The organism is Nostoc sp. CENA543 (assembly GCF_002896875.1).
GTDB lineage: Bacteria > Cyanobacteriota > Cyanobacteriia > Cyanobacteriales > Nostocaceae > Trichormus.
In genome coordinates this window covers 239,973-265,661 of record NZ_CP023278.1, presented here as the reverse complement: position 1 = coordinate 265,661, position 25,689 = coordinate 239,973, and the positions used below count along the sequence as shown (strand labels likewise).

29 protein-coding genes and 1 tRNA gene are annotated in these 25,689 nt (G+C 39.5%); 17 read left to right on the top strand and 13 right to left on the bottom strand.

The features are described from left to right. Window positions 1-72 precede the first annotated feature (72 nt). Window positions 73-1,725: an ABC transporter substrate-binding protein gene (locus tag CLI64_RS01100; protein ID WP_103135509.1), complete on the bottom strand. Its 1,653-nt coding sequence runs from the start codon at window positions 1,723-1,725 to the stop codon at window positions 73-75. 510 nt (window positions 1,726-2,235) lie between these two features. Between CLI64_RS01100 and CLI64_RS01090 the strand changes: the two genes are divergently transcribed. From CLI64_RS01090 to CLI64_RS31120, 9 genes are all read left to right on the top strand, one after another. After that, window positions 2,236-2,559, top strand: a complete 324-nt coding sequence (locus tag CLI64_RS01090) for a hypothetical protein (RefSeq protein WP_103135507.1) — start codon at window positions 2,236-2,238, stop codon at window positions 2,557-2,559. Window positions 2,560-3,043: 484 nt separating this feature from the next. Beyond that, on the top strand, window positions 3,044-4,573 hold the full coding sequence (psbB, locus tag CLI64_RS01085) for a photosystem II chlorophyll-binding protein CP47 (RefSeq protein WP_103135506.1): 1,530 nt from the start codon (window positions 3,044-3,046) through the stop codon (window positions 4,571-4,573). Window positions 4,574-4,696: 123 nt separating this feature from the next. Next, complete coding sequence (locus CLI64_RS01080; RefSeq protein WP_103135505.1) at window positions 4,697-4,795, top strand: photosystem II reaction center protein T; 99 nt, start codon at window positions 4,697-4,699, stop codon at window positions 4,793-4,795. 418 nt (window positions 4,796-5,213) lie between these two features. Continuing rightward, window positions 5,214-5,372: a hypothetical protein gene (locus CLI64_RS31145; protein ID WP_192881657.1), complete on the top strand. Its 159-nt coding sequence runs from the start codon at window positions 5,214-5,216 to the stop codon at window positions 5,370-5,372. Between the two features lie 135 nt (window positions 5,373-5,507). Further along, window positions 5,508-5,666 carry a hypothetical protein gene (locus tag CLI64_RS31140; protein ID WP_192881655.1) on the top strand — a complete coding sequence of 53 codons (159 nt, stop codon included), beginning with the start codon at window positions 5,508-5,510 and terminating at the stop codon, window positions 5,664-5,666. Between the two features lie 135 nt (window positions 5,667-5,801). After that, window positions 5,802-5,960: a hypothetical protein gene (locus CLI64_RS31135; protein ID WP_192881653.1), complete on the top strand. Its 159-nt coding sequence runs from the start codon at window positions 5,802-5,804 to the stop codon at window positions 5,958-5,960. A 135-nt stretch (window positions 5,961-6,095) separates the two neighbouring features. Continuing rightward, the gene (locus CLI64_RS31130) at window positions 6,096-6,254 is read left to right on the top strand and encodes a hypothetical protein (RefSeq protein ID WP_192881651.1); all 159 of its coding nucleotides are present in this window, start codon (window positions 6,096-6,098) and stop codon (window positions 6,252-6,254) included. Between the two features lie 135 nt (window positions 6,255-6,389). Then, window positions 6,390-6,548, top strand: coding sequence for a hypothetical protein (locus CLI64_RS31125; RefSeq protein WP_225977470.1), 159 nt, complete (start codon window positions 6,390-6,392; stop codon window positions 6,546-6,548). Window positions 6,549-6,683: 135 nt separating this feature from the next. Continuing rightward, window positions 6,684-6,842: a hypothetical protein gene (locus CLI64_RS31120; RefSeq protein ID WP_192881649.1), complete on the top strand. Its 159-nt coding sequence runs from the start codon at window positions 6,684-6,686 to the stop codon at window positions 6,840-6,842. 384 nt (window positions 6,843-7,226) lie between these two features. On the opposite strand, the gene crtH is transcribed toward CLI64_RS31120, so the two are convergent. After that, the gene (gene crtH, locus CLI64_RS01075; RefSeq protein WP_103135504.1) at window positions 7,227-8,753 is read right to left on the bottom strand and encodes a carotenoid isomerase; all 1,527 of its coding nucleotides are present in this window, start codon (window positions 8,751-8,753) and stop codon (window positions 7,227-7,229) included. Between the two features lie 559 nt (window positions 8,754-9,312). Here crtH and upp point away from each other — a divergent pair. The 3 genes from upp to CLI64_RS01060 all read left to right on the top strand — a co-directional run bounded on the left by upp (window position 9,313) and on the right by CLI64_RS01060 (window position 10,926). Further along, window positions 9,313-9,963, top strand: a complete 651-nt coding sequence (gene upp / locus CLI64_RS01070) for a uracil phosphoribosyltransferase (RefSeq protein WP_103135503.1) — start codon at window positions 9,313-9,315, stop codon at window positions 9,961-9,963. Between the two features lie 75 nt (window positions 9,964-10,038). Continuing rightward, the gene (locus CLI64_RS01065; RefSeq protein WP_103140538.1) at window positions 10,039-10,389 is read left to right on the top strand and encodes a hypothetical protein; all 351 of its coding nucleotides are present in this window, start codon (window positions 10,039-10,041) and stop codon (window positions 10,387-10,389) included. Window positions 10,390-10,650: 261 nt separating this feature from the next. After that, window positions 10,651-10,926, top strand: coding sequence for a YggT family protein (locus CLI64_RS01060; protein WP_103135502.1), 276 nt, complete (start codon window positions 10,651-10,653; stop codon window positions 10,924-10,926). Between the two features lie 77 nt (window positions 10,927-11,003). Here CLI64_RS01060 and CLI64_RS01055 read toward each other — a convergent pair whose 3' ends face one another. Continuing rightward, entirely contained in the window at window positions 11,004-11,468 is a 465-nt protein-coding gene (locus CLI64_RS01055) for a biotin carboxylase (RefSeq protein WP_192881647.1), read from the bottom strand. Window positions 11,469-11,710: 242 nt separating this feature from the next. Here CLI64_RS01055 and CLI64_RS01050 point away from each other — a divergent pair, with 242 nt between their 5' ends. Beyond that, complete coding sequence (locus tag CLI64_RS01050; protein WP_103135501.1) at window positions 11,711-12,322, top strand: hypothetical protein; 612 nt, start codon at window positions 11,711-11,713, stop codon at window positions 12,320-12,322. A 115-nt stretch (window positions 12,323-12,437) separates the two neighbouring features. On the opposite strand, the gene CLI64_RS01045 is transcribed toward CLI64_RS01050, so the two are convergent. The 6 genes from CLI64_RS01045 to CLI64_RS01020 all read right to left on the bottom strand — a co-directional run bounded on the left by CLI64_RS01045 (window position 12,438) and on the right by CLI64_RS01020 (window position 18,023). After that, complete coding sequence (locus CLI64_RS01045) at window positions 12,438-13,106, bottom strand: class I SAM-dependent methyltransferase (protein WP_103135500.1); 669 nt, start codon at window positions 13,104-13,106, stop codon at window positions 12,438-12,440. Window positions 13,107-13,596: 490 nt separating this feature from the next. Next, window positions 13,597-15,123, bottom strand: coding sequence for a slipin family protein (locus tag CLI64_RS01040; RefSeq protein WP_103135499.1), 1,527 nt, complete (start codon window positions 15,121-15,123; stop codon window positions 13,597-13,599). A 31-nt stretch (window positions 15,124-15,154) separates the two neighbouring features. Next, a complete protein-coding gene (locus CLI64_RS01035) occupies window positions 15,155-15,745 on the bottom strand; it encodes a YdeI family protein (protein ID WP_103135498.1) in 591 nt (196 codons plus the stop codon). A 389-nt stretch (window positions 15,746-16,134) separates the two neighbouring features. Beyond that, a tRNA-Lys gene (locus CLI64_RS01030) sits at window positions 16,135-16,205 on the bottom strand. Between the two features lie 247 nt (window positions 16,206-16,452). After that, window positions 16,453-17,388, bottom strand: a complete 936-nt coding sequence (locus CLI64_RS01025; RefSeq protein WP_103135497.1) for a carbohydrate ABC transporter permease — start codon at window positions 17,386-17,388, stop codon at window positions 16,453-16,455. Between the two features lie 179 nt (window positions 17,389-17,567). After that, a complete protein-coding gene (locus CLI64_RS01020; RefSeq protein ID WP_103135496.1) occupies window positions 17,568-18,023 on the bottom strand; it encodes a MarR family winged helix-turn-helix transcriptional regulator in 456 nt (151 codons plus the stop codon). A 333-nt stretch (window positions 18,024-18,356) separates the two neighbouring features. Between CLI64_RS01020 and CLI64_RS01015 the strand changes: the two genes are divergently transcribed. From CLI64_RS01015 to CLI64_RS01005, 3 genes are all read left to right on the top strand, one after another. Continuing rightward, the gene (locus CLI64_RS01015; RefSeq protein WP_103135495.1) at window positions 18,357-19,592 is read left to right on the top strand and encodes a bifunctional sterol desaturase/short chain dehydrogenase; all 1,236 of its coding nucleotides are present in this window, start codon (window positions 18,357-18,359) and stop codon (window positions 19,590-19,592) included. A 226-nt stretch (window positions 19,593-19,818) separates the two neighbouring features. Then, on the top strand, window positions 19,819-20,328 hold the full coding sequence (locus tag CLI64_RS01010) for a DUF6174 domain-containing protein (RefSeq protein ID WP_103135494.1): 510 nt from the start codon (window positions 19,819-19,821) through the stop codon (window positions 20,326-20,328). 166 nt (window positions 20,329-20,494) lie between these two features. After that, window positions 20,495-21,382, top strand: coding sequence for a hypothetical protein (locus CLI64_RS01005; RefSeq protein WP_103135493.1), 888 nt, complete (start codon window positions 20,495-20,497; stop codon window positions 21,380-21,382). Between the two features lie 65 nt (window positions 21,383-21,447). On the opposite strand, the gene CLI64_RS01000 is transcribed toward CLI64_RS01005, so the two are convergent. The 4 genes from CLI64_RS01000 to CLI64_RS00985 form a co-directional block, all read right to left on the bottom strand. After that, on the bottom strand, window positions 21,448-21,912 hold the full coding sequence (locus tag CLI64_RS01000; protein ID WP_103135492.1) for a hypothetical protein: 465 nt from the start codon (window positions 21,910-21,912) through the stop codon (window positions 21,448-21,450). A 63-nt stretch (window positions 21,913-21,975) separates the two neighbouring features. Continuing rightward, window positions 21,976-22,329, bottom strand: a complete 354-nt coding sequence (locus tag CLI64_RS00995) for a hypothetical protein (protein ID WP_103135491.1) — start codon at window positions 22,327-22,329, stop codon at window positions 21,976-21,978. 281 nt (window positions 22,330-22,610) lie between these two features. Then, window positions 22,611-23,003, bottom strand: a complete 393-nt coding sequence (locus tag CLI64_RS00990) for a hypothetical protein (RefSeq protein ID WP_103135490.1) — start codon at window positions 23,001-23,003, stop codon at window positions 22,611-22,613. Between the two features lie 20 nt (window positions 23,004-23,023). Next, window positions 23,024-23,641 (bottom strand): hypothetical protein, encoded by a 618-nt coding sequence (locus CLI64_RS00985; protein WP_103135489.1) that lies wholly within the window; start codon window positions 23,639-23,641, stop codon window positions 23,024-23,026. Between the two features lie 1,597 nt (window positions 23,642-25,238). Between CLI64_RS00985 and CLI64_RS00980 the strand changes: the two genes are divergently transcribed. After that, a complete protein-coding gene (locus CLI64_RS00980) occupies window positions 25,239-25,637 on the top strand; it encodes a hypothetical protein (protein WP_225977469.1) in 399 nt (132 codons plus the stop codon). Window positions 25,638-25,689: the final 52 nt, after the last annotated feature.

The window sequence follows — 25,689 nt, the reverse complement described above, 5'->3', positions numbered from 1 at the left end:
GTGTTAGTCAGTCTTTGCAAAAGAATTCATACTAATACTAATGACTAATGACCAAGGACTAATGACTAATGACTATTTCTTGATAGTTTTGTAAATCAAGTTCTGGGTGGGGTCAAGTTGTACGTTGCTTACACCTTTTTGGGCAAATACATAGTCTTTACTTTGCCATAAGGGAACGTAAGGTACATCATTCACCACTTGGGTTTGGATTTGTTCAAAAATCTTCTGCCGTGCTTCAGGGTTTTGTTCTTTACGTTGTTGGTCAATTAATTTATTCATAGTTTCGCTATAGTAAAACGAACCCTGAGTTTGGCTACCGCCATCTTCACAGCCTTTAGCATCTGAACCCTTTTGACAGGCTAAAAATGGTTGTACGTAGTTATCGGGATCTAAGAAATCTGGATACCAATCTAGTAAAGCAGCAGGATATAAACCTTTGGAAATGTCTTTAAAGAAAGTAGCACCTTCTACGGTGTTGACTTCCAACTGCACTATATTATCCATTTTGGTATCGACTAAAGATTTTAGTGTTTGTGCAGCTAAAGAGCGAGTAGGTGAACTCGAAGGATACCAAACTGGAATTTTGACCGGATTATCTTTGGAATAACCAGCAGCTGTTAATAATTGTCTGGCTTTCTCAAAATTACCATCACTGTATTTATCTTTAAATAATGGTTGAGAAACATTGAATGTGGTGGGAATCATGCTGTAAAGGGGATCAGCTTGACCATATAAAACTCGTTCCATTAAGAGTGGACGGTCAATTATAGCAGCGATCGCCTGTCTGACTTCTGGTTTATCTAAGGGTTTTTGATTGCGATTTAAGACTAAATAACTAACTACACTACCCTGAGATGTAATTGCTTGCCAATCTCCTTTTTTACCGCCTTCTTCTAAGCTACGAATTTGATCTGGCTGTAATGATAAGTAAGCTACATCAACTGCGCCTGTACGGAAAGCATTAAACAAATTCACAGGACTGGTCTGAATCTGTACGTTAACGCCTTTGTTAGCGGGTTTTTCTCCCCAATATTTATCAAAAATATCTAAACGGAGTGAATCTGTACCATACTGTGCCAATTTATAAGGGCCAGTTCCCACAAAAGTGTCTGGTTTAAATTTACCCGCACCAATTTCATAAGCACCAGGTGAAACAGCACACACCCCAGAGAAGGCTAACAAAGCAGGAAAAGCGGCAAAAGGTTTTTTGAGTTTGATGGTTAACTCATAATCTCCTGTAGCGGCTACAGAACTGACTGTATCTGCTAACAAGAAGGATGGTTTACCCTTATTTTCAATAAACCGCTTGATACTAAACTCCATCGCCTTAGCATTAAAGGGCGTACCGTCGTGAAAAACGACTCCTTGACGGATAGGGATAGTGTAGGTGAGACCATCTGCACTCACTTTAGGTAAAGCTGTCGCTAATTGTGGCTTAATTTCCGTGCTTCCTAGTTCGTAAGTGTAGAGGCGATCGCTCATATTAAATACTAAACCCAAGGATGCCAACTCATAGGCATCCGCCGGATCTAAAGTTCTGGGCTTGGCCGTCGTTCCCACAGTGATCCGACCATCCCCAGCCGTTGTAGTTCCTGGACTACTAGGTGTAGTATTTGTCTGTTCTCTTGGTGTACAAGCGATCGCAAACAATAAGCATAAACAAAACAACGATAGAAACCTTGTCACTCGACCCCATCGTCGCCCTAATATGGTAAACCCTGTCATGGCACTTAGATTTGTAAAATTAGCCAGTAATCATACTATATGTGTGGCAGTGTTGGGGATTGGGAATTGGGTATGGGGCATTGGACATCGGGAATGGGGCATCGGGCATTGGGCTAAGAATATTTTTTGTTTTCTATTCCCCATCCCCTATTCGCCATTTTGTATTAAATATTTCATCAAGATAAAGTAATTCATATTGATTACAATGAATATCTTTATTAGGCTGTTGTAGTAACAGTAATAGTTAATATTTGGTGTTAACTTGTTGTTACATTTATCCAGCCATCATTGCATCTTGTTAACCAAATCTACCCGAAGAATAAATTTGTACAATGAATCAAGTTTTTCTTGTGTAATCAGTTCTCTTCAGGGATTAATCCTCAATTAAACTTCTCGTAAAATTCCGATGATGGCTTGATAAGTAAATGTCGTCTTTATACATCATCAACTAAGATGATGTCCCGATTGTAGACAACAAAATTATCAAGTTGAAAAAGTGAGAGTAACACTGTGAAGTATTTTTTTCTTGCTGAAGGATGGACTGTTGGCAGAGTTTGGGCTTCTGATGGACTCTGGCAAATTACTGCATGGCGACGGACACCAGATATTCAACGTCTGAATATCTGTTTAGTGGAGAGTGATGAATTGATGTGGCTGTATCGCATTGAAGAAGCAGTCTTGACTGTAGAAGTTAAACCCACAGCACCAGGACTGGTCAGTCAGACCATTGGTCAAGTCGTACTCAAACGACTAATGACGGCGGAACAAGTAATTGAGCGACTAGGAACGGCTGAGGCTAAGTGTCAATTGCAAAACATTCAGCCAGTGGTTTAGGTAGGGGTATAAGGGTGTAAGGGTATAAGGGTGTAGGGGTTTAAGGGTAAGAAGTAAGCAAGGTAATTATTATTCCATGCCCCATTCCCGATGCCCAATGCCCTATTCCCCATACCCAATCAATAATTTATGTAAATTTTTCTAAACATAATCCAAATATATTTTGAGGGCGATTCGTGGCAAGATAAATCTTGCAGAGTATACGATCGCATCTATTGACAGGCTTGCAAACAGTTCCATCAATAGTTACACTTTTTAAAACATTCTCATTTTTACTTAGCGATCGCTACCCTCTGGGATAAATTCTCCGAAGTGTGTCAGCATTGCTAAAGGAGTCACATCTGGCTGAAAAGCTTCGCTGTGGCAAAGCCCAGGCTCTGGCAATAAAAAAACTCAGAGAAGTCCGAGGTTAGGCTTCCAACCTTGGAACCTTAAGTAAGAAAATTGTTTTGTAAACATAACTCATCGAGGAGGAGCGTAGTCGATGGGACTACCCTGGTACCGAGTACACACAGTCGTTCTGAATGATCCAGGGCGACTGATTTCTGTACACTTGATGCACACAGCCCTGGTGGCAGGCTGGGCTGGTTCGATGGCACTATACGAACTAGCTATTTATGACCCCAGTGATCCTGTTCTCAACCCCATGTGGCGGCAAGGGATGTTCGTGCTACCCTTCATGGCACGGTTAGGTGTAACCGAATCTTGGGGCGGTTGGAGTGTTACTGGTGCTTCAGCAGTTGACCCTGGTTTCTGGTCATTTGAAGGCGTGGCTGCGGCTCACATAGTCCTTTCCGGTCTATTGTTCCTAGCTGCCGTTTGGCACTGGGTTTACTGGGATTTGGAACTCTTTAGAGATCCCCGCACCGGTGAACCTGCCCTTGACTTGCCAAAAATGTTTGGCATTCACTTGTTCTTATCTGGTTTACTCTGTTTCGGTTTTGGTGCTTTCCACCTAACAGGTCTATTTGGCCCTGGAATGTGGATTTCTGATCCCTTTGGGGTTACTGGTAGCGTGCAACCAGTAGCACCAGAATGGGGGCCAGCCGGGTTTAACCCCTTTAACCCTGGTGGTGTAGTGGCTCACCACATCGCCGCCGGTGTAGTTGGTATTATTGCTGGTTTATTCCACCTCACTGTTAGACCCCCCGAAAGACTCTACAAAGCTCTGCGGATGGGTAACATTGAAACAGTTCTTTCCAGCAGTATTGCGGCTGTATTCTTTGCTGCCTTCGTTGTTGCAGGCACAATGTGGTACGGTAACGCTACCACCCCAATTGAATTGTTTGGCCCCACCCGTTATCAATGGGATCAAGGCTACTTCCGCCAAGAAATTGAGCGTCGCGTACAAACTAGCTTGGCTGATGGTGCAAGCCTTTCTGAAGCTTGGTCACAGATTCCTGAAAAATTGGCTTTCTACGATTACGTCGGCAATAGCCCCGCTAAAGGTGGTTTATTCCGTACCGGGCCAATGGTGAAAGGTGATGGTATTGCCCAATCTTGGCAAGGTCACGCTGTATTCAAAGACTCTGAAGGTAGAGAACTGACTGTACGTCGTCTACCCAACTTCTTTGAAACCTTCCCCGTAATTCTTACCGATGCTGATGGTGTTGTCCGCGCTGACATCCCCTTCCGTCGGGCAGAATCCAAGTACAGCTTCGAGCAAACTGGTGTAACTGTTAGCTTCTACGGTGGCGATTTGAATGGTAAAACCTTTACAGATCCCGTCGATGTGAAGAAGTATGCCCGTAAAGCTCAAGGCGGCGAAATCTTTGAATTTGACCGCGAAACTTTGAACTCTGACGGTGTATTCCGTACATCTCCCAGAGGTTGGTTTACCTTTGGACACGCTGTATTCGCCCTGTTGTTCTTCTTCGGTCACATCTGGCACGGCGCACGGACAATCTACCGTGACGTATTTGCAGGTGTAGAAGCGGATCTAGAAGAGCAAGTCGAATGGGGTCTATTCCAGAAAGTGGGTGACAAGACAACCCGCCGGAAGGAAGCCCTCTAATTTTAGTGCTGAGTAATGAGTAATGAGTTCCGAGTGAATTCTGTAACTCAGCACTCAGCACTCAGCACCGGCTAAACGCCGCGCTTCCGCTAACAGCACTCATAACTTTAAGGAGCTTTTGACATGGAAAGCGTTGCATACATTTTAATTTTGACCCTGGCGATTGGGGTTTTATTCTTTGCGATCGCATTCCGCGAACCCCCCCGCATCGAGAAGAAATAGAAGTCACAAGGTATCCTATACCAAACTTCCAAAATCAAATAAAAGTCTGATCCGTTGTTACTCATCGTAGAAACAACGGATATTTTTTTGCCAAGCGGTAACTACAGTTAATAGAAAGAGACAAAAAGATTTTATTTTAGGGAAGAAAATCAGGCGATATCTTCTCCATATACCTGATTCGGTAAATAACTTAAATTTCTGTATTCTGTCAAAACCGTTGTTATTCCAGCATTTCTCAGACTCTATTTACTACAAAGAGTCATCAAAAAATATTGTAAAGTGTATTTCTTTTGTCCAGTTTCCTTGGAAGCAAAATACATAATTGCTAGTTGCCACACAGATTATATAAATGTGGGACAAACAAAACCAAACGCCAAAATAAAATTTCCCACTAATTTACTCAGGAGAACAATCAATCATGGCTAACGTAACAATTTCTAACTTAATCCCTGCTGGTAGTGAACTTTTCCAAGGTGAAGATAGCTTTATTCACGAACTCAACGAACAAGAAATCAGCGATGTTTTGGGTGGTTTAAGAATCACAGTAGCTTGGACTTTAATTTGCGTTGAGTCCTAATGACAATGCCCATCTCTACTGTCATAGAGATGAGCATCTCGAACTAAATTAAATTTTTTCTATCTGTCTAGAACACCAGATAGCTCAGAATCTAAATCCACATTAGCACTAATTTACTCAGGAGAACAATCAATCATGGCTAACGTAACAATTTCTAACTTAATCCCTGCTGGTAGCGAACTTTTCCAAGGTGAAGATAGCTTCATTCACGAACTCAACGAACAAGAAATCAATGATGTTTTGGGTGGTTTAAGAATCACGGTAGCTTGGACTTTAATTTGCGTTGAGTCCTAATGACAATGCCCATCTCTACTGTCATAGGGATGAGCATCGCGAAACAAATTGCATTTTTTCTATCTGTCTAGAACACCAGATAGCTCAGAATCTAAATCCACATTAGCACTAATTTACTCAGGAGAACAATCAATCATGGCTAACGTAGCAATTTCTAACTTAATCCCTGCTGGTAGCGAACTTTTTCAAGGTGAAGATAGCTTTATTCACGAACTCAGCGAACAAGAAATCAGCGATGTTTTGGGTGGTTTAAGAATCACAGTAGCTTGGACTTTGATTTGCGTTGAGTCCTAATGACAATGCCCATCTCTACTGTCATAGAGATGAGCATCTCGAACTAAATTAAATTTTTTCTATCTGTCTAGAACACCAGATAGCTCAGAATCTAAATCCACATTAGCACTAATTTACTCAGGAGAATAATCAATCATGGCTAACGTAGCAATTTCTAACTTAATCCCTGCTGGTAGCGAACTTTTCCAAGGTGAAGATAGCTTTATTCACGAACTCAACGAACAAGAAATCAGCGATGTTTTGGGTGGTTTGAGAATCACAGTAGCTTGGACTTTGATTTGCGTTGAGTCCTAATGACAATGCCCATCTCTACTGTCATAGAGATGAGCATCTCGAACTAAATTAAATTTTTTCTATCTGTCTAGAACACCAGATAGCTCAGAATCTAAATCCACATTAGCACTAATTTACTCAGGAGAACAATCAATCATGGCTAACGTAACAATTTCTAACTTAATCCCTGCTGGTAGCGAACTTTTCCAAGGTGAAGATAGCTTCATTCACGAACTCAACGAACAAGAAATCAGCGATGTTTTGGGTGGTTTGAGAGTTACTATCGGTTGGACTTTGATTTGCGTTGAGTCCTAATGACAATGCCCATCTCTACTGTCATAGGGATGAGCATCGCGAAACAAATTGCATTTTTTCTATCTGTCTAGAACACCAGATAGCTCAGAATCTAAATCCACATTAGCACTAATTTACTCAGGAGAACAATCAATCATGGCTAACGTAACAATTTCTAACTTAATCCCTGCTGGTAGTGAACTTTTCCAAGGTGAAGATAGCTTTATTCACGAACTCAACGAACAAGAAATCAGCGATGTTTTGGGTGGTTTGAGAGTTACTATTTGTTGGACTTTAATATGTGTTGATGGTTAATAATTATCTTCATCTATATGAAAGTAAAGATGAATAGAGTCAACTAAATTAGATTTAGAAGTTGAACTAAACCCTAAGCGCAATAATCAGCTTAGGGTTTAGTTTTTTATTCTTTATAAAAAATTGGATCTAAAACTCCGTCGTTATATACACAGATGTTCCTAGCAATCCTAAATCATTCATGAGACACAAGATCCCCGACTTCTCAAAGAAGTCGGGGATCTGGACAGCGCGAGTTCTCACAAATCAGATAGGACTGCTATAAAATAGTGCATTAGATTTTGACAAAAACGCAGATGGACGCAGATAAACGGCGATGAAACAGATTTTTTATTGCACCATTTTAGTCATGTCATTCCAGTATGCGTCAATTTTGAATTGATTTCACAGTCCCAAATCTACTGCGATGCGATGGGCGCAAGCAAAGCCAGAAAACGCTACCGCATTCAACCCCTGACCTGGAAATGTACTATCTCCTACACAATAAAGCCCTGGAATAGATGTACGATTTAGGGGCATTCCTATTAATCCCCATAATTTACGCCGGGGTATCGGCCCATAAGTCCCATCTACTCGCCCCAAAAAACGCCGATGAGTGCGGGGTGTACCCACTTCTAAATAATCTAATCCTGCATCTAAACCAGGGAAAATCTTTTCTAGTCTGTCAATAACTCGCCAAGCCGCCGCTTCTTTCTTCGCTTCGTACTCTTTTGCAGACATTCCCTGCCAATAATCAATCCAATGGGGTGTGAACGCATGAATGATATGATACCCTCTGGGAGCTAAATCTGGGTCAAGCAAGGTGGGAATCGACACAAATAAAGTACCGTCCGGTGTCATCATCTCTTGCCAATCTTCCAAAATAATATGATGGCACTCCGTCTCCGCAGGTAAAACCGCAGCTTTGACACCCATATGTAGACTCAGAAAACTTGGCGATTTTTGATATCTTTGTTGCCACTTTTTCTCATTATGTGGCATTTTCTCCACTGGTAACAATTTTTCAAATGTATCCCATCGTGTAGCATTAGAAACTATGCGTTTGCCCCCATAAGTTTCGCCATTGGCTAGTTGCACACCGACTGCGCGACCTTTTTGAGTAAGAATTTTTGTAACCTTAGCTTGGTATTCAATTTTACCGCCTGCTTTTTCTAAACCCTGTGCTAAAGCCTGGGCAATTTGTCCTACACCGCCTTGAGGATAGTTCACACCGCCATAATGTCGGTCAGAAAAAACCATCCCAGCGTTAATCATTGGTGTCATACTGGCTGGGACTACAGACCAGCAATAACATTCCATATCGATAAATTTTAATAATTGGGGGTCTTTAATATAACGTCGGGCGACATCTCCAGCATTTTGAGGGAGATACTTAGCTAAACCAAGACAAGCTAGAGGATGTTGCAAAAATACCCGCAAAAGATACCCAGGTTCTTCTAGAGACAGTAAATCTATTTTGTTAAGACAGTTAAATACTCGCCAACACTCGTCATAAAAACGACGAATTCCTCTAGCTTCATGAGGAAAGTAAGCAATAAGATTTTGCAAAAATTTGTCATAATCCCTATCAACTTTTAAGTCTAAACCTTGTGGTAGGTGGTAATGAATCTGTACGGGATCAGGAATACTTTCCAGACTAATATTTACGGCTTGGAGGGCGCGAGTCAGTAGATTCGTAGTACCTTTGTTTCCTAAACCAAAGATCATCGAAGCCCCCACATCAAAGCGATAACCTTCGTGTTCAAAGTAGCCAGCACTCCCACCTGGAATGACATAACTTTCCAGTACCAGAACTTTTGCACCTTTTGTTGCTAGCTGGGTGGCTGTGACTAAACCACCAATACCAGATCCAATCACGATGACATCAAATGAATGATCAAGGGATGAGGTAGTCCTAAAAGTTGAGGGCATAGGAACAGCAAGTAAATAAAATTAACGGGGAAAATCGTATTTTATATTACTTTTGTCAGTAGAAATCATGATTAATTCTATAAATCATTGTTATTGAAAGCCAAGAGGGATGATCCCAAATATGTGGTTTAGCTTTTCAACCTAGATAACTACTCAAGAGTTAATCACAGCCATAAATGGAATTTGGTGAAGCTTACTGGATAATAAATAAAAACTTGCGTGACGAATTTTGTTTAATTGGCTTAACAAACAAAAAAGAGGGACGAGCCTGCTACCGCCGGCTAATCCCGTCTGCCGATCCTTAAAGAGAGGAGAACACTGATAGATAATATAACCTTGGTTGAGAATGGCTGTCAACTATTAATGCAAATTTATTGCAATAGTTGGGGATTGGGGAATGGGAGACAAGAGGCAGGGGGCAGGGAGCAGGGGGACATTTACCCCTTCCCTGCTCCCTGCACCAATTCCTCTTCTATGCCCTATTCCCTAATGACTAATGCCCAGGAAAGAGTATGATGATGTTTCAGTTCTCATAGAATAAAAAAGGCTATTTTTAGGTATGGCGGCACAACTGCGTGTTTATGTTCCTCCCCATCCTTTAATCAAGCACTGGCTGACAGTTGCCCGTGATGCTGCTACGCCTTCGGTTTTGTTTCGGAGTGCGATGACTGAGTTGGGGCGTTGGCTAACCTATGAAGCAGCGCGGGAATGGTTGCCAACACAAGATATTTTGGTACAAACTCCCTTGGATAATTGCCCTGGGACGGTGGTTAGTCCAGAAATACCCGTGGCAGTTGTGCCGATTTTACGGGCTGGTTTGGGCTTATTAGAAGGGGCGCAAACTATACTACCTTTAGCTTCGATTTATCACTTGGGCTTGGTGCGAAATGAGGAAACTTTAGAAGCTTCCTGTTACCTCAACAAACTGCCAGAAAAATTTCACCCTCAAACTAGGGTGTTGATTACCGATCCGATGTTAGCCACGGGTGGTTCAATGATGACGGCGATGTCTGAGTTAACGAGACGGGGTGTTGATCCGGCTTTAATTCGGATTGTTTGTGTGGTAGCTGCACCACCAGCATTAAAAAAATTGAGTGAGGTTTATCCTGACCTAATAATTTACACTGCCACAATTGATGAAACGGTCAATAATCAAGGGTTTATTGTACCGGGATTAGGAGATGCAGGCGATCGCATCTTCGGCACATAGGCTAGTATGCAGCTAGGGAAGGAAAAGAACTCCAATGATCTAAAAGTAGCCGTGTTTCTTCAAGGGAATAAAGTTATGAGTCAGCGTGATGGTTTTGGTAGTGGTTTTTTGGTAGGGGCGATATTTGGCGGCGTGGTGGGCGGAATTTTAGGTACTGTCATTGCTTCCCGCCAGAACGAGGAAATAGTGGAAGAAGGCACAGAAATGATCAATAATTCCAAGGAAAATCAAAAAGTGCCTGCCAAACGCCGTCAGATGCTATCTTCTGAGGGTGAAGGCATAGAGATGGAAACCGCAAGGCGATCGCTAGAAGATAAAATTGCCCAGCTAAATGCCACAATTGATGAAGTCAGGAAGCATTTAGGTAACGTTAACGGCGGTTCTACTCAACCAGTGAATGATCGTTCCGTCAAGCAAGATTCTTAATTAGTCATTAGTCATTAGTCATTAGTCATTAGTCATTAGTCATTAGGGAGCAGGGAACAGAATATTTTATTCTGAATTTTGTAACAAAATCCTGTAAAGTATGCGTGAATTTTGAATTCATTAGTCCCCAGTCCCCAATCCCCAGTCCCCAGTCCCCAGTCCCCAACCCCCAAGGTTATAATCTCCATACGCTATGACCTAGACTAAATTAAAATCTATAATAAGACCGCTTTTGACACTCAATAGGAAACTAACCCATCCATGTCTTTACTGATTAATACATTAGTTACTTTCATCACTGTTTACAGCTACCTGTTGATTATTCGGGTTTTATTGACTTGGTTTCCCAGCATCAATTGGTATAATCAACCATTTACTGCTTTAAGCCAAGTCACAGACCCCTACCTCAACCTATTTCGTTCTATTATTCCTCCCTTGGGTGGTATGGACTTTTCCCCCATCCTTGCTTTTGTGGTGCTAAATTTACTTACTGGTGCATTGGAAACACTCGGCAGATTGCCAGCAGTGGGATTTTAATCCGTAGCCCAAATAGATGTATTAGAGACGTAGCAAAAACTTAGCGGTGCTACGTCTCTCAATTTTGGGATTTGAGATTATTTGCGAATCTGCGCGCTAAACCCAGAAGCTTTGAATTGCTTGAGTTTTAAAGGTAAAGGTTGAATTGCAGGCACAGAAATTCTCAATTCAAAATCACTGATTCCTGGGGGAACTTCTGGAATAGAACCAAGGCGGGAGCGATTTTGTAATATGGCATCATTGTTTGCATCATATATGCGCCCATAAATATCTGCATCATAGACAGTTTTACGGGTGCTATTTTCGGCTTGACCAGTAACAATAAAGCAATTAGCAGCCCCGCTACCACTACTAGTTACAGCCCCTTGAGCCAATTCTGCTGGACACTCCTTATAAGATAAATTAGAGAGTTTAATCTGTGTTAATGCTACAGCAACAGGAGTCCATACCCATGAAATCAATGCGATGAGACAGGATATCAAGATAGCTGTAATCAGTCTTGAGTATTTGAAATTAAGTGCTAGGCGGATTTTCTTTTCCATAACTGTATAAGGTAGCAAGGAAACATACCTAAACTTTATAACGTTGGCAATGGGGAATGGAGAGAGGCGAGGGAAAAAGTCTTGGTTGTTGACTATTGACTAATGTAGGGGCGGGTTTAACCAAAATATCTGTTTGACAATGTGAGTTTCTCACAGAACCCGCCCCTACTGACTATTGACTAGAAACTTTCATTTAACTTTTGTAATAATTATTAAATCAGCTTCTCGATTAGTATTAACTTATGACACCAGATGAGATAACAACAGCTTTGCTAGCAGCTTTTAATCGTTGTGATGCAGCCAGCTGTCCTCTCACTGATAGGCAGAAGGAAATTTTACTACAATTAGTCGAGGAAATTTACAAGCAGTCTAAGTACGGCAAATCAGACGCGCCTAACCCTCTAGACGAACTGACTCCACAGGAGTTGGAAATATTCTTGGCGTTTGTCAAGACGGAGGAACAGCAAAACCGGACTTGGAAGGTGCAGTTACTCAACGATTGGTTAAATAACAACGACTCAGGCAAGGTGCAGTTTATCCGAGAACGCTACGGTTTGCAATGGTTAAATCGCGTCGAGTCGTATCACTTCGATAAGTATGCCTATTTTGAGGATGCTTTAAAACTCAGAATAGGCGATCGCATTGAAGTTTCCAATGCCCTATGGGAATGGGTGCAAGATAATGGCCCCTGCAAACGCGAATGGTTTCTTTCAATTGTGATTCAGATTAATGAAATTCATCAGGAGGAAGATACTTCCACTAGTTGCGTTGTGCGTTTCTACAACGGTACTGAATACGAAATTCAAGGAATGTATGAGTGGAATCGCTACAACTGGCGTTGGCCGAAAAAGTGAAGGATGGTCAATAGTCATTAGTCAATAGTCAATAGTCAATAGTCAATAGTCAATAGTCATTAGTCATTAGTCATTAGTTTTTCTTCCTCTGCTTTCTCTGCTTCCCATGCTTCGGCTACTTCCCCTGCTTTAAGGCTAGAGTCAAGCCGTCGCCTATGGGGATAAGACAGATATTAACTCGCTGGTCTTGTAGTAGTTTTTCATTGAAGGCGCGGATTTTTTTGGTGCGGTTGTCTTGGATTTGGGGGTCTGCAACTCTTCCTGACCACAGAACATTATCAATGGCTATTAGTCCCCCAGGGCGGACTAGTTGCAGCGATCGCTCATAATAGTTTTCATAGTTGCTTTTGTCTGCATCTATAAAGGCAAAGTCAAATGTCTCTGCTTGACCTGCTGCTAGTAAATTATCTAAAGTTTCTAGGGCTGGGGCGATGTGCAGGTTAATTTTATGGTCTACTCCTGCTTGTTGCCAATAACGTCGGGCGATCGCTGTAAACTCTTCACTAGTATCACAAGCTACTATCTGCCCTTCAGGTGGTAACGCTAACGCCACTACTAGGGAACTATAACCTGTAAATACTCCTATTTCTAAGGTTTTCTTTGCTCCTAATAATTGCACTAATAAAGCGATAAATTGTCCTTGTTCTGGTGCAATTTGCATTCTCCCCATTGGATGTTGGGCTGTTTCTTGGCGTAATTTGGTTAGTATTTCGGCTTCCCGTAAGGAAACAGATAGGAGGTAATCATATAGATTTGATGCTAATCCCAGGGTTTTAATTGTCATTGGTTGCTTATGGGAATTTCTATGAGTTTTAATTATAAAAATAAATTGAGTCTCTATCTAAAGATTAGTCATTGCTGATGTATCTTTCAATCTCCAGGACGATAAATACTAAACAGTAAACAGCTAACTTTAAAGCAGATGAATGGTTTAAATCCATCATCATCAGGAAGAGAGTTGTGTACTTGTTTTCGTGGTCAGATCAATAGCGTGTGAGGTGTGTGAGGAGTTATTAATTTACGTACATTGACAGCAATTAGTACGTTATACCAAATATCCGGGGTAAAAGACCTACACTTACTTTTAGTAAGTGAGAGGGCAAACAATTAAACCTTGGGTTTTATGAATCCAAGGTTTAATTTATATATAAAGATAAAAGGAACTGACTAATAACTAAATGTAGGGGCGGGTTTGACCAAAACATTTTTTCTAGGGTGAATATCTCACAGAACCCGCCTCAACTGACTAATGACTAATGACCAATGACCAATGATTAATTGCGATTAATCTGAATTAATTCAGTCAAAATACTATCCAAACTCCCATTAACTTGAATTTTCTCAATTTTTTCAGCAATTCTTTCTAACACTTCTAATTCCTTCAAGCGTAACGCGATGGGGTTATCTTCCATCACCTTGGCTGTATTTAACATACTGCGAGTAGCGGCTGTCTCTTCACGACGACGAACTACGTTGGCTTGGGCGGCTTTTTCCGCTTCTACTACTTTGCTCAAAATTGTTCTAATCTCACCAGGGAGAATGATGTCTTTAATCCCCACAGAATCTACTGCAATTCCGTAGGCGGAAGTTTTTTGACTGATGTATTCAAAAATACTCTGGTCAATTACACCTTTATCTTCCAATAAAGCATCTAAAGCTTTTTCCCCGACAGCAGCACGTAGAGCAAACTGTAATTCTTTGTACAAATATCCAGTAATATCTAGTAGTCCATTCCTCGCGGTGAGGGGGTCTACAATCCGATAGCCTGCTGTTAAGTTTAAACGTAAGGGGACTTTATCTTTGGAGAGGATGTCTTGTCCAGAGACTTCCAGAGTTTGCTGACGCAAGTCAAAGACTTCCGTTTGTAAGGAACGTCCAAATAGCCACCAAGCGTGTTTTCCTGGTTGTAGTTGTGTTTGAAACTCTTGATTAATATATAGTAACCCGATGTTTTGCGGGCGAACTTCGCAGATATGCAAAAAATTGCGACTCAAAACTAAAGTCTCTGGTAAGCCAGAAACTAACTCTGTCACTAAGCGAGAAGACAACTTAGTTTCAGTGCTGATGTCAATTACTTCCACTTCCACACCCCGCCAGAATAGTTTGCGGCTGCATGGCGGTAGAATAGAGATGACTTTGCCTTGATAACGGGCGATCGCAACTTGGTGATTTTGTAATTGCACTATTTCACAATAAGCCGCCACAAATTCAGGATGTCGTTGAATTAGCACATCCTCTAGGGGAAATTCTGGATTCGGTAAAATCCGGCTGAGAGTTTTCACCGCCACACTTATATTGACATCCCAAAAAGCATATTCTCCTGGTTCTAGTGGACGAACAAAGTTATTCTGCACATACAGCAATCCAATCTCATGTTCAGAAACTTGAAAAGTTTGAATTCCGCTTAAATAAATTCCCCGTAATTGCTGCACAAAATCAGCAGGTAATTCTAAGCTTTCATTTAAGTTGAAAACATGAGATTCGACCTCAATAAAACCACGCCAAAAAGCTACTAGTTGATTGGGGGCAACACTCACCCAAGTTTGACCACACCGCACTAAAGCCGCTTGATTAAATGCTGTACGTACTACTAATAAATATCGCTGTAATTCCTCACTGTGATTCCGCCATAAAAGTTCTAAATTTTCTATATTTGCCTCTGGATAATTGAGGTCATAGGTTTTTACCTGCCAATGCAAACCTAAATAAAAATAAGTTCCAGGAGTCAAGATTTTCTTAAAATCACTGCGATGATACAGAACCCCAATTTCATGAGGCTTGATGTAAAATGTTTTCCACATATAATTTTTACCTACTAATTAAACTTAAAACTTAAAAGATTACTGATAAGGGACTTTTATTTTGTGCTGCTGAATTTACAGTTTGCTCAATTCGCTTCTTTCTAGTTTCTGGACGTTTCGCGCTAGCAATCCAAAAGAGAATATTCTTTTTGGTTGAGTTATTAAAGCCTACAAAGTAATTATTTGCAACTTCATTCACTGCTAATGCTTGTTGTAAATCTTCTGGGATAATTAATTCCTCAATCGCGTCTAAGATAGTCCATGAACCGTCTTGTTGTGCGGCTGTAATTTTTGCTAAACCAGCCTCCGTCATTAAACCTTGGTCAATTAATTCCGTTATATATTGCTTATTTAATTTTGACCACACACTTTTGGTTTTACGCGGCGTAAATATTTGCATATAACGCTCTGCATCTAGAGATTTAACTTTACTATCAATCCAACCAAAACATAAAGCTTCTTGAACTGCTTCACTATATCTAATGCTGGGTTTTTTACTTTTGACTTTGTAGTAAATTAACCATACACCAACAGAACTTAGATGGTTATCCTCTAACCATTTGCGCCATGCTTGGCGATTTGCAGCATGAAATGTTTCTAGTTGGTTCTCGAATTTTGACATGATTAAAACTTATTCATTGGGAAATCAGTAAACCATAAACAAAATATAATACATATACTACATTATATTTTTAAACTCTGCAAATGTAGGTGTTTACAGTTTAGTTGCGGGTGAAGTGTGTCTCCAAAACTGGATTAAGATAACTGCGATCGCCAAAACTACCCAAAGGTAATTTTACTATTGATAACAGTCATCAAATATACCGTTTAGTTTATCGGTTTTAGACCGGAACTGAAGGGACATACTCAAGTTAGGGAGAGAAACAATCACTCTAGCTTCTTCACTGCTACCACTGATAATTCAGCAGTAAGCCTACATTGCAGAGTTTGTCATCAAATCAAATTCGCTGAATTTGCTACTTTTACAGAGTAGTGTCCTTTCGGACGGGGAGAAAGTGCAGGACTCGAACCTACAACCTATCGATTAAGAGTCGATCGCTCTATCCAACGAGCTTACTTTCAGGGCGTTTGATGTAGGCAAAAACCCACTCCTATCAAACGGGGCGGGAGTAGTGACGCATCTGCTTTGCGGTATACGCTCAATCCAGAGGTTGGCGCACCAGTCGGGTATTCAGAACCCACACTATAGCTTGGCTGATGTATTACTATTCCACTACTTAATGTAACACACGAGTAATCAACTGTGTAGGGGCGTGAACCGAAAAACTCAATCCAAAATCTAAAATCCAAAATCTAAAATTCGGAGGGTCAAACCAGACTGTCTCCTCCAGGTTGACTAATGATTAATCGCAAAACTGATAAACCTAGAATGATGAGAAATAACACTAAACCAATGGTGCAAGCATAACTAATTTCCAGATTACTAAACGCTTGCTCATATAAATAGTAAACAATTGTCTTGGATCTATTTAAAGGCCCACCTTGAGTCATAATATAAACTTCTTCAAATACTTTAGTTGCAGAAATCGCAGAAATTACCGCTACTAAAGCAATATAAGGTTGCATTAAAGGCACAGTAATATCCCAATGTTTACGAATACCGTCTGAACCGTCAATTGCTGCGGCTTCATACACATCAGCCGGAATAGATTGTAGTCCTGCTAAGTAAATTACCATGTAATAACCCAATCCTTTCCAGATAGTAACTAGCATGACGCTAGCTAAGGGAATAGGTACAATACCAAATAACTTTATTGGAGGAACGCTATCAGTTAACCAAGGAATACCTTCAGGAAAAATACCGAATATTTTTAGCAATTCATTTAGCAATCCCTTCTCAGCGTATAGCCACTTCCAAGCTATCCCCGCAACTACCATAGAAATTACTACTGGTGTGTAATATGCGGCGCGAAACCAATTAATGCCGCGCAGTTTTTGGTTCACTAAAATTGCTAATCCTAGAGGTAAAATAACTAAAACAGGAACTACACCCACAAGATAGAGTAAAGTATTTTCTAACGTTTTCCAAAAAATTTTATCCTCCCACAAACGCAGGAAATTCTTCATTCCTATCCATTGTGCTGGTTGACTAATATCTTCATAGCTAGTGAAACTCAGGTAAAATGCTTGCAGTGCAGGCCAAAACACAGTTAAACTCAGGAGAAGTAAAGCTGGTAGTAAGAATAAATAAGGAGTTAATTGTTGCTGAATTAATATGCGCTTTTTAGCTGTTAACTGTTTCATTAGAGTAACTGGTATTTATCTTTTAGAAATAAAAATTTTAACTTAGGTTGAGGAAAATAGATATTAATGTTGATGCTTATCAAATGGCTTTTATGTATATGTTGTAAAAGCAGATTGTGAATCACAGTCAGCAGTCAACAAAAATCATATATTCGCTTCATGAGCAACATTGATGAGCTTTAAGGCGAAAGTTCCGTTTTTTCAAAAACATTTTTTAACAGCATCAAACTATGTTCGATTTGGATTATCTGTTCTGGTGTCAAATCCTCTAAAATATCAGAGATATGTGCGCGAGTTTTATCTTGAGACTGCTCTAATAAATCCTTACCTTCTGGTGTTAGATTGAGGACTATCCGCCGTCGTTCCTGGGGGTGGTCAGTACGCTGTACCAGATGACGCTGCACTAGTCGCTCAATGGTGGTTGATGCTGTCGCACAGGTGACACCAAGATGATCTGCTACCTCCGATAGCGAAGCACCAGGACGACGCTTTAAAAACGCTAGCGATCGCAATTGTGGTATGGAAAGAGAATCAGCACTATGACTCCGCATATCAGCTCGGATAAACCGCATCAACAATGGAATTGTGTCCATCACTCTAACTGCACATTCTTGGGAAGGTTTTCCGAGCTTCATGAAACTGTTATTCTCCTAATAAAACGCCACCTGTACAGTCAGTTGTCCACAGATGACACTTAAACTTAAGTTAATGCTAACAAGAGAATTGTACAGTCTATACCAACGCGAAGAGGAATTGGTGCAGGGGGCAGGGCGCAGGGGGACATGGCGCATGGGGCATTGGGCATAGAGTATGGGGAAAGAATCTCCTTTGTCTACCTTGTCTCCCTTGTCCCAGTCCCCAGTACCCAGTCCCCAATCCTCACCAAATTTTAGTTTGCTTTGTAACTTGTTCTTAATCTATCCTGATCAGAATATGAAAAAAGATTAAGACAAGTGGCGAGCAAAAAAATGCTGGAAAGCTTCACTGAAATTACAAGCAAATTACAAGTCAATTGGGAGCTGGTAAACACTGGCTTGCAGTTTGTTAGCTGGGGTTTATTTTCCCTCTTCCTTACGGAAATACTTCGAGATATTTATCATGCCTTGTGCCATAAAGTGATTTGGCTAGGCAAATTCCACAATAAACATCACACAGCATATCGTCGCGATTTATCTATAGTTTCCCTCAAGGCTTATCAGGAATCTCAGCTATATCATGACGTTTTAGAATCAGGTATTTTATTCACGGCATCAATTTTAATTGCCTTAATTTTCCGGCAATGGGGTTTATGGTTGGGAGTAGCTTACAATGTCGTGTTTTTGTCTGCTGCATACCTGCGATATTCCCAAGGCACAATTGATACAGACTATAATCACCAACCAGGGCCTTTAGATACCATACCTTCCATGTGGTTGGTGAATCGTTCTTATCACTGGCGACACCATTTTGATGATGTTAATGCTTACTATAGTGGTGTATTTTCCTTGGTAGATAAAGTTTTGGGAACAGCCCTATCTCTCAAGGGTAAAACCGTTGCCATTACTGGGGCATCAGGTGCTTTAGGACAAGCATTAACAGCAGAATTACTGAAGAAAAATGCTAAAGTTGTGGCATTAACTACTAATCCAGATAAATTATCAACGGATAACGGTGTCAAAGTAATTTCTTGGCAATTAGGTAACGAAGCAGAACTGCAAGCCAATTTAGAGAAAGTCGATATTTTGATTATTAACCACGGTGTGAATGTTTATGGCGATCGCACCTCACAAGCCATTAACTCTTCCTATGAAATCAATACTTTTTCTGCACTGCGGTTAATGGATATATTTATCGCCACAGTTACAGGGCCACAAGCAAAAGCCACTAAAGAAATTTGGGTAAATACATCTGAAGCTGAGGTAAATCCAGCGTTAAGTCCACTCTATGAACTCAGCAAACGCACCTTGGGAGATTTAGTCACGCTGAAACGCTTAAATGGTGATTGCGTGATTCGCAAATTAATTTTAGGGCCTTTTAAAAGTCAACTTAATCCCTATGGCGTAATGTCCGCACCACAGGTAGCCCGTGCGATTTTGTTTTTAGCCCGGCGTGATTTCCGTAATATTATCGTGACTATCAATCCCATCACCTATTTACTATTCCCTATTAAAGAAGTAAGCAATTGGCTTTACTACCGAATTTTTAGCAAGAAAGTTGCCAGTTAAAATATCGGATTTTCTGAAGATTTACGAAATATTAAGGATCTTGGGGGGTGCGTTAATAACTGCATAACGCACCCCGATTTTACTGATGAATTTTTAGTGCTTAAATTCGATATTATTTTTAATCAAAAAATAATATCAGCTTAAATAATCTCATAAAAAATGGAGATTGTACTCAAAATCCAGCAAAACATCCTAAATTTCCCTATTAAACTCACAGAGGATAACTATGCGCTTACCCCTAATTCTTAGTGCCGGATTATTGTTTTCTTTAGGAATGAATTTACCCGTGATGTCTCAATCTACCGTAGAGGTAGCCCAGATACAGATATCATCAAATAGAAAGCTGACCTTAGAAGCCAGAAGATTGAGATTTAACCGCAATTTATGGAATAGCAAGAATATTGTTAACTATCGCTACACATTTAGTAATGGTTGTTTTTGTATACCCGATGCTAGAGGCCCTGTAGTAATTGAAGTTCGCAACGGTAAAACAGTTTCTGTTACTTCAGTGGCTACAGGTCAGCCAGTGAGTAATCCCGAATTTTTCCGAAATTATAATACAATCCCCAAACTTTTTAATGTGATTGGCGATGCCATTCAACGGCAAGCCGCAAATTTAGATGTAAGTTACAATCCTCAATATGGTTATCCCACCCAAATTAATGTCGATTACAATGCTCAAATAGCTGATGAAGAAATATATCTGACTATTGAGAATTTTCAAGTAATTCGTTAATTATCATTTTGCAATCATAATATCTAGTCTATTATTGCTCTATTTCTGGCGAAAATAGTTAATTTTACTATCCCTAATTTTTAAATAAATTGGGGATTTTTTAGTAAAAAATTGTTGTAGAGTATTCCATAAAATCCGCTATTAGAAATCATCAAAAACAACAGCTATGGCTAGACAAATTCACATTTTGCTACAAACCACAATTCCCTCAGTTGAGGATGACTGGAATATTTCTAGATTTTCTCTGCTAAAAGAATATCTAGAATCAATTAAAGATGAAAGAGGGGAACAATTATTTATAGTCACAGGACGCGATCGCCTGTCGGATGCAGCAGGAGATGATCCGATTTTAAGTAGTTTAGACCAATCAGATTTTAATCAATTATGGTTATTTGCCCTAGATGTCGGTGATGGGTTAACAGCCAAAGATATTGCCGGAATTAACGCCTTTAGAAAGCGGGGTGGGGGGATTCTTTCCACACGCGATCATCAAGATATGGGCTGTTCTATGTGTGGCATTGTGGATATTGGCGATTTGCATTATTTTAATACCAAAAATCCCGACCCTGATAATTCTCGTTGGACTCGCGACGATCCCCACACTACTTATATTTCCTGGCCGAATTATCATTCCGGTGCGAATGGTGACTACCAAAAAATTATCCCCACCGAACCCAATCATCCCCTGCTACAGAATCCTGACTCACCAACTGGGTTAATTGAATTTTTCCCTTCTCATCCCCACGAAGGCGGAATAGGAGTGAAACCAGACTCAACAGCGAGTGTCATTGCATTTGGTGAAAGTATAGTTACAGGGCGAAAATTTAACCTAGTGGTGGCGATGGAACATTACATAGACACCGAAGGAAACAGATTAGGCAGAGCGATCGCACATTCCAGTTTCCATCACTTTGTTGATTACAATTGGGACATTGATAAAGGCTGTCCTTCCTTCGTCGATGAACCACCAGGAACAGGGATGAACACCGAACCACAAGCCCTAACAGATATCAAAACCTACGTGCATAACGCCGCCCTCTGGCTAGCGGCTTGAAACTCCCTCATCCCCTGATTGATTCAGGCTTTCTGAGCAAATCCGAGAAAAAAGCGATCGCACCCCTACGGTTTGAGAATCACAAATGATTTATTGACAAGAATATGGTTTTGAAACCGCAATTTGATACTACCGTATATACTGCGATCGCCTAATTTATGCTCATCGTTACTACTCCTGTAAATATCTTGATTATTCCATTGATAAACCTGCTCATGAATTTTCCCCTCAGCAGTATCAATATTATTTTCATAAATTAGAACACCATCCCAACCAATAATGGCAATCACTTCCTCATAAGTCATACCTATAGATATAGAGTCATATAACTCTTGCCTGATTTCATTTGGGCGGGTTTCATTGGGTGATTGCCCTGGTTGAATTCGTATATTTCCAGGAATATTCTGATTAGACTCCTTAGATATAGAGTTTATAAACAATGTCGGTATCTCTCCATTGGGTAAATCATTTAAATAAATAAAAACTAAAGCAACAAATAACACCCCAGATGCCAATATAGAATATTTCATACTAAAAAATTGCAGCCATTGCACTGCGTTTTTTTACAATAAATATTTTAAGATTGCTAATAATTAACGAATACCTGCACTGCTTTCTTGAGAACGAATGAATGAATTTCTCACAGTATTGACTGTACCCCATATTCTAGTTCTTGTATCTTCGTAAAAACTACCTTTTACATAAGAACCAGTATGATGAACCGTAAAACTATTCAAACTTTCTTCACCTTGACGCTCAATCTCAATCTTGTTAGTAGAAAAATTGTAATTTTCATTGTTGTTTGAATAGATTGTAATATCAACATTGTCATAATCCTCAGTTCTATTTCGTCTAAGTGTCCACTGGTTAAAGACAAAAGTCTCACCTGCAAAAGCAGGGCTGTTGAGAAAAGTGGCAATAATAGCTAAACCAATAATTTTCTTCATATTTAGTATCCTTAATCATGAACTTTTTTGCTAATAAGTAATAAATATAAAATTGATATATTAGTTCAATTGATTTAGAGAAAAATATAAGTATGTGTAGTAGAGTTACACACGAAATACCTGGCTTTTAAAAGAAGTAACAGGGTAGAATAATACCAAATTGGGATAGATATTATGGTGATGAATTTTTGTTTTAAATCCACAATCCTTGCATCTAAAATCCCAAATTGGTATAACCACCCTAGAATACTTTGTAGTGACATTAAAAAAAGTATTAGGAATTAACGAACACCAGCAGTAGTTTCGTGAGCATTACTACCAGAATATGTTTTGGTGTTGATACTACCGTTAACGTTAGTGTAGTTTGTTTCAAAGTATGCACCCACTAATCCAGAAGCGGCATTATGTTGGGTATATTCATCGTAAGAAACTGTTGTAGAACCACCGCACCAGTTACCACAATACTTAGTAACAACATCACCATCAATGTAAGTTTTATCAGCTACAGAAATATATGCTTCAGCCCGCACAGAATGAGTATCAGAATTCAGCCATAAATTGGTTTCTGTGTGGCTTTTACTCCATGAGTCTTCGTTACGCACAAAAGTTTCGCCAGCTAAAGCGGGAGTAGCCAAAAAAGTAGCGATAAGTGCTAAACCAAGAGCTTTTTTCATGAGTTTATCCTCGTTGTTAGTTAGTTGTTATTTTCAGCCTCATTTTTAGGTAATTCTTGAGACTGGAACCTGATAGCTTTGTTAGGTTCATTTGTATTAGTTCTGTTTATAGCCACCCCTTGACAGACAGCAGAAATAGTAGGAAAGCTGTCGGGGCTGAGTTTGATACCAGCACTGATAAGTTCAGCACAGGCACGAGCATTGATAATCTCTACGTCATATTGAGTTTTACGAGCAATAGTTTCAGCCATTCCTTTGCAAGTGCTTTCTAAGCTTCCACCCAAGGGGAAAACTATGGCAGCATTGACAGCATAAGAAGCATTGTTAGAGAAACTAATCCCGTCATAAGAACTGAAAGCCGTACCTAATATTAGAGAGGGGCGGGGACACACAACATGAATTCCAGCCAATCCTTGAATCTTATAAGTCGCCGATTCACCCAGGTTATAAACTCCTGTTTGATTAATGGCAGCAGAGTTACGCTGTTGGTTATCCAGACTCTGTTGTTGATTTGGCTGCGATTGAGAATTAACAGAGTTATTAACAGTTTGTGCCTCTGCTTTGAGATTGACGTTAAATATTCCTAGTAGACATATTAAGGAATAATTAGTGAATAGTAGTAGGTACTTTTTAAACATTGGAAGTTTTTTAGATATTGCAAAAGGAGGGTTTTAAGTTGGATGAAATTATTAGGTTGACACAATCAAAGTAACTTGAGTAAGATAAATTAGTATTTAACCCGACTTCATCACTGCCTTTATGGTGAATTGTGCAGACACCAACGCCAGCAGTATTTGCTCAGAAAATAAATTTTCTTTGCTCATTTTTTTGTTAGACTGCACCACATCACCTCCTATTTTCCATCTCCTGCATTATCTCAAAAACAAATTTTTCTACTGTGCTAATTAGCTCAGGAAGCTTATATTTGCGATCATTTCAATAATCATAAATTTCATCTATATATATAAGGTTTAGTGGTTATGATTATTGAATTGCTGCCCCCTTGAGTTAGTTAATCATCATGGTTATCATCTTGCCGAACATCCCAAAAAAATACGAGGGGGTTTTTGTGGGATTAAGTGGGATATTCAAAAAGTTAATTTTTTTTAAATGAATCGAAAAATAGATGCAAGTATGCTGATGTCTGCAACTAAAGAGCAATAGAAAGAAAATTATCCACAATTAATAGTTAGCTAGATGCTCTTTATAAAGGATTGCCAAGAAAGTAAAACTAAAGATATTACCCATTACCAAGCAATATCTAACCTACAAAAATTATCATTAAGATAACTTAATTTCGGCAATTTTAATGGCTGATTTTTATTTTTACAAATAAAATTTAGGGGCTATTTAGTGATTTAATGTAAAGTATCGTAAATGGTTTATGACAACACTTATTCACATAAGTTCATGTTTTAAGAAAAAGATAATGAAATTGTAAAAATAATAAAAATCTCCACATAATCTATGGAATTTTTAGTATACTCACTGTAAGTCAAATATCGACGCGTTGAGTGCTAAAAGTAGTGCTTAAGAGGATTTACACGCAAGTTAACTATCATCAGAACTCAAACATATCATCGTAGAGATATAAGCATCATTGGGTCAAATGTCTTGATACTTATGAGTTTTATGATTTTTGCAAATTTGGTGTATTTTCAGTAGGCAAACTTTGGAAATAATTTGTAATTGATGATGGACTTTGTGTCGCTCCGCTAACGTAGTTCGTAATGGAATTAGTTGGTAATTAAAGCTCTAACTCACTCAAAACCGTTCAATTGAAATTTTAGTGTGCTGTTCCGCGAGCAATTACGAATTGCAATCTTCTCTAGGGTAGGCTACGCCAACGTAGTGGGATGTTAGTCAATTACAAATTAGTTTTCCCAAAAAGGTGTAATGCTTCATTAAGCAGATAACCCTTGATGAGAATCTTTATATCCAATAAATTTCTCACATGATAATTGAGTGAGTTCCAAAATTAACTGTTCCTTTTTTTAATTTTTTTGTATTAGATTATACAGCTTAATCTTGGCTAGAGTCACGATTCCATAATTAATTACCCAATTTTTGCATCGTCTTATGCACGATAAATCAAACGATTAATGATTTATTTTTCAAGTTTGATATGGGTAATGATATTTGGAAATTTGTGCATCAATTTCAAGAAGAATTAGTATTTCCTCTTGAAAAAATCATTAACTCTTCTGCATCACATTAATTAACTGGTGTTAGAAAATGAATACTCAAGAATTACTAAATGTTGCAGACAAAGTAGTTTACAAAGCATTTGGCAAGCATTTAACAGATTTACAAACGCAATTGTTAAAAGCAGCTTGTGAAAATCAGACATATGAAGAGTTTGCGAATATTTATGGCTACTGTTTGGATTACATCAAGAAGGATGTAGGGTGTGTTTTGTGGCATTTACTATCTGAAGCTTTAGGGGAGAAAGTCACAAAAAAAAACTTTCGACAAGCTTTAGAACGATATCAACAGGCTGAGAAGTTGCCGATGTATCACGAAAAAACCAACAAACCAGATTTTGCTATGTACCTGATGCTTTGGCTTTCTTGGGAGGCGCATAAAACGGCGGCTATTGTTGATCATCAATATCAGACGATAGATGCTGAATAATACTCTGTTGAGTTTTAACTGGGGAGAAAGGTATTGAGATTGTCATTGCGTG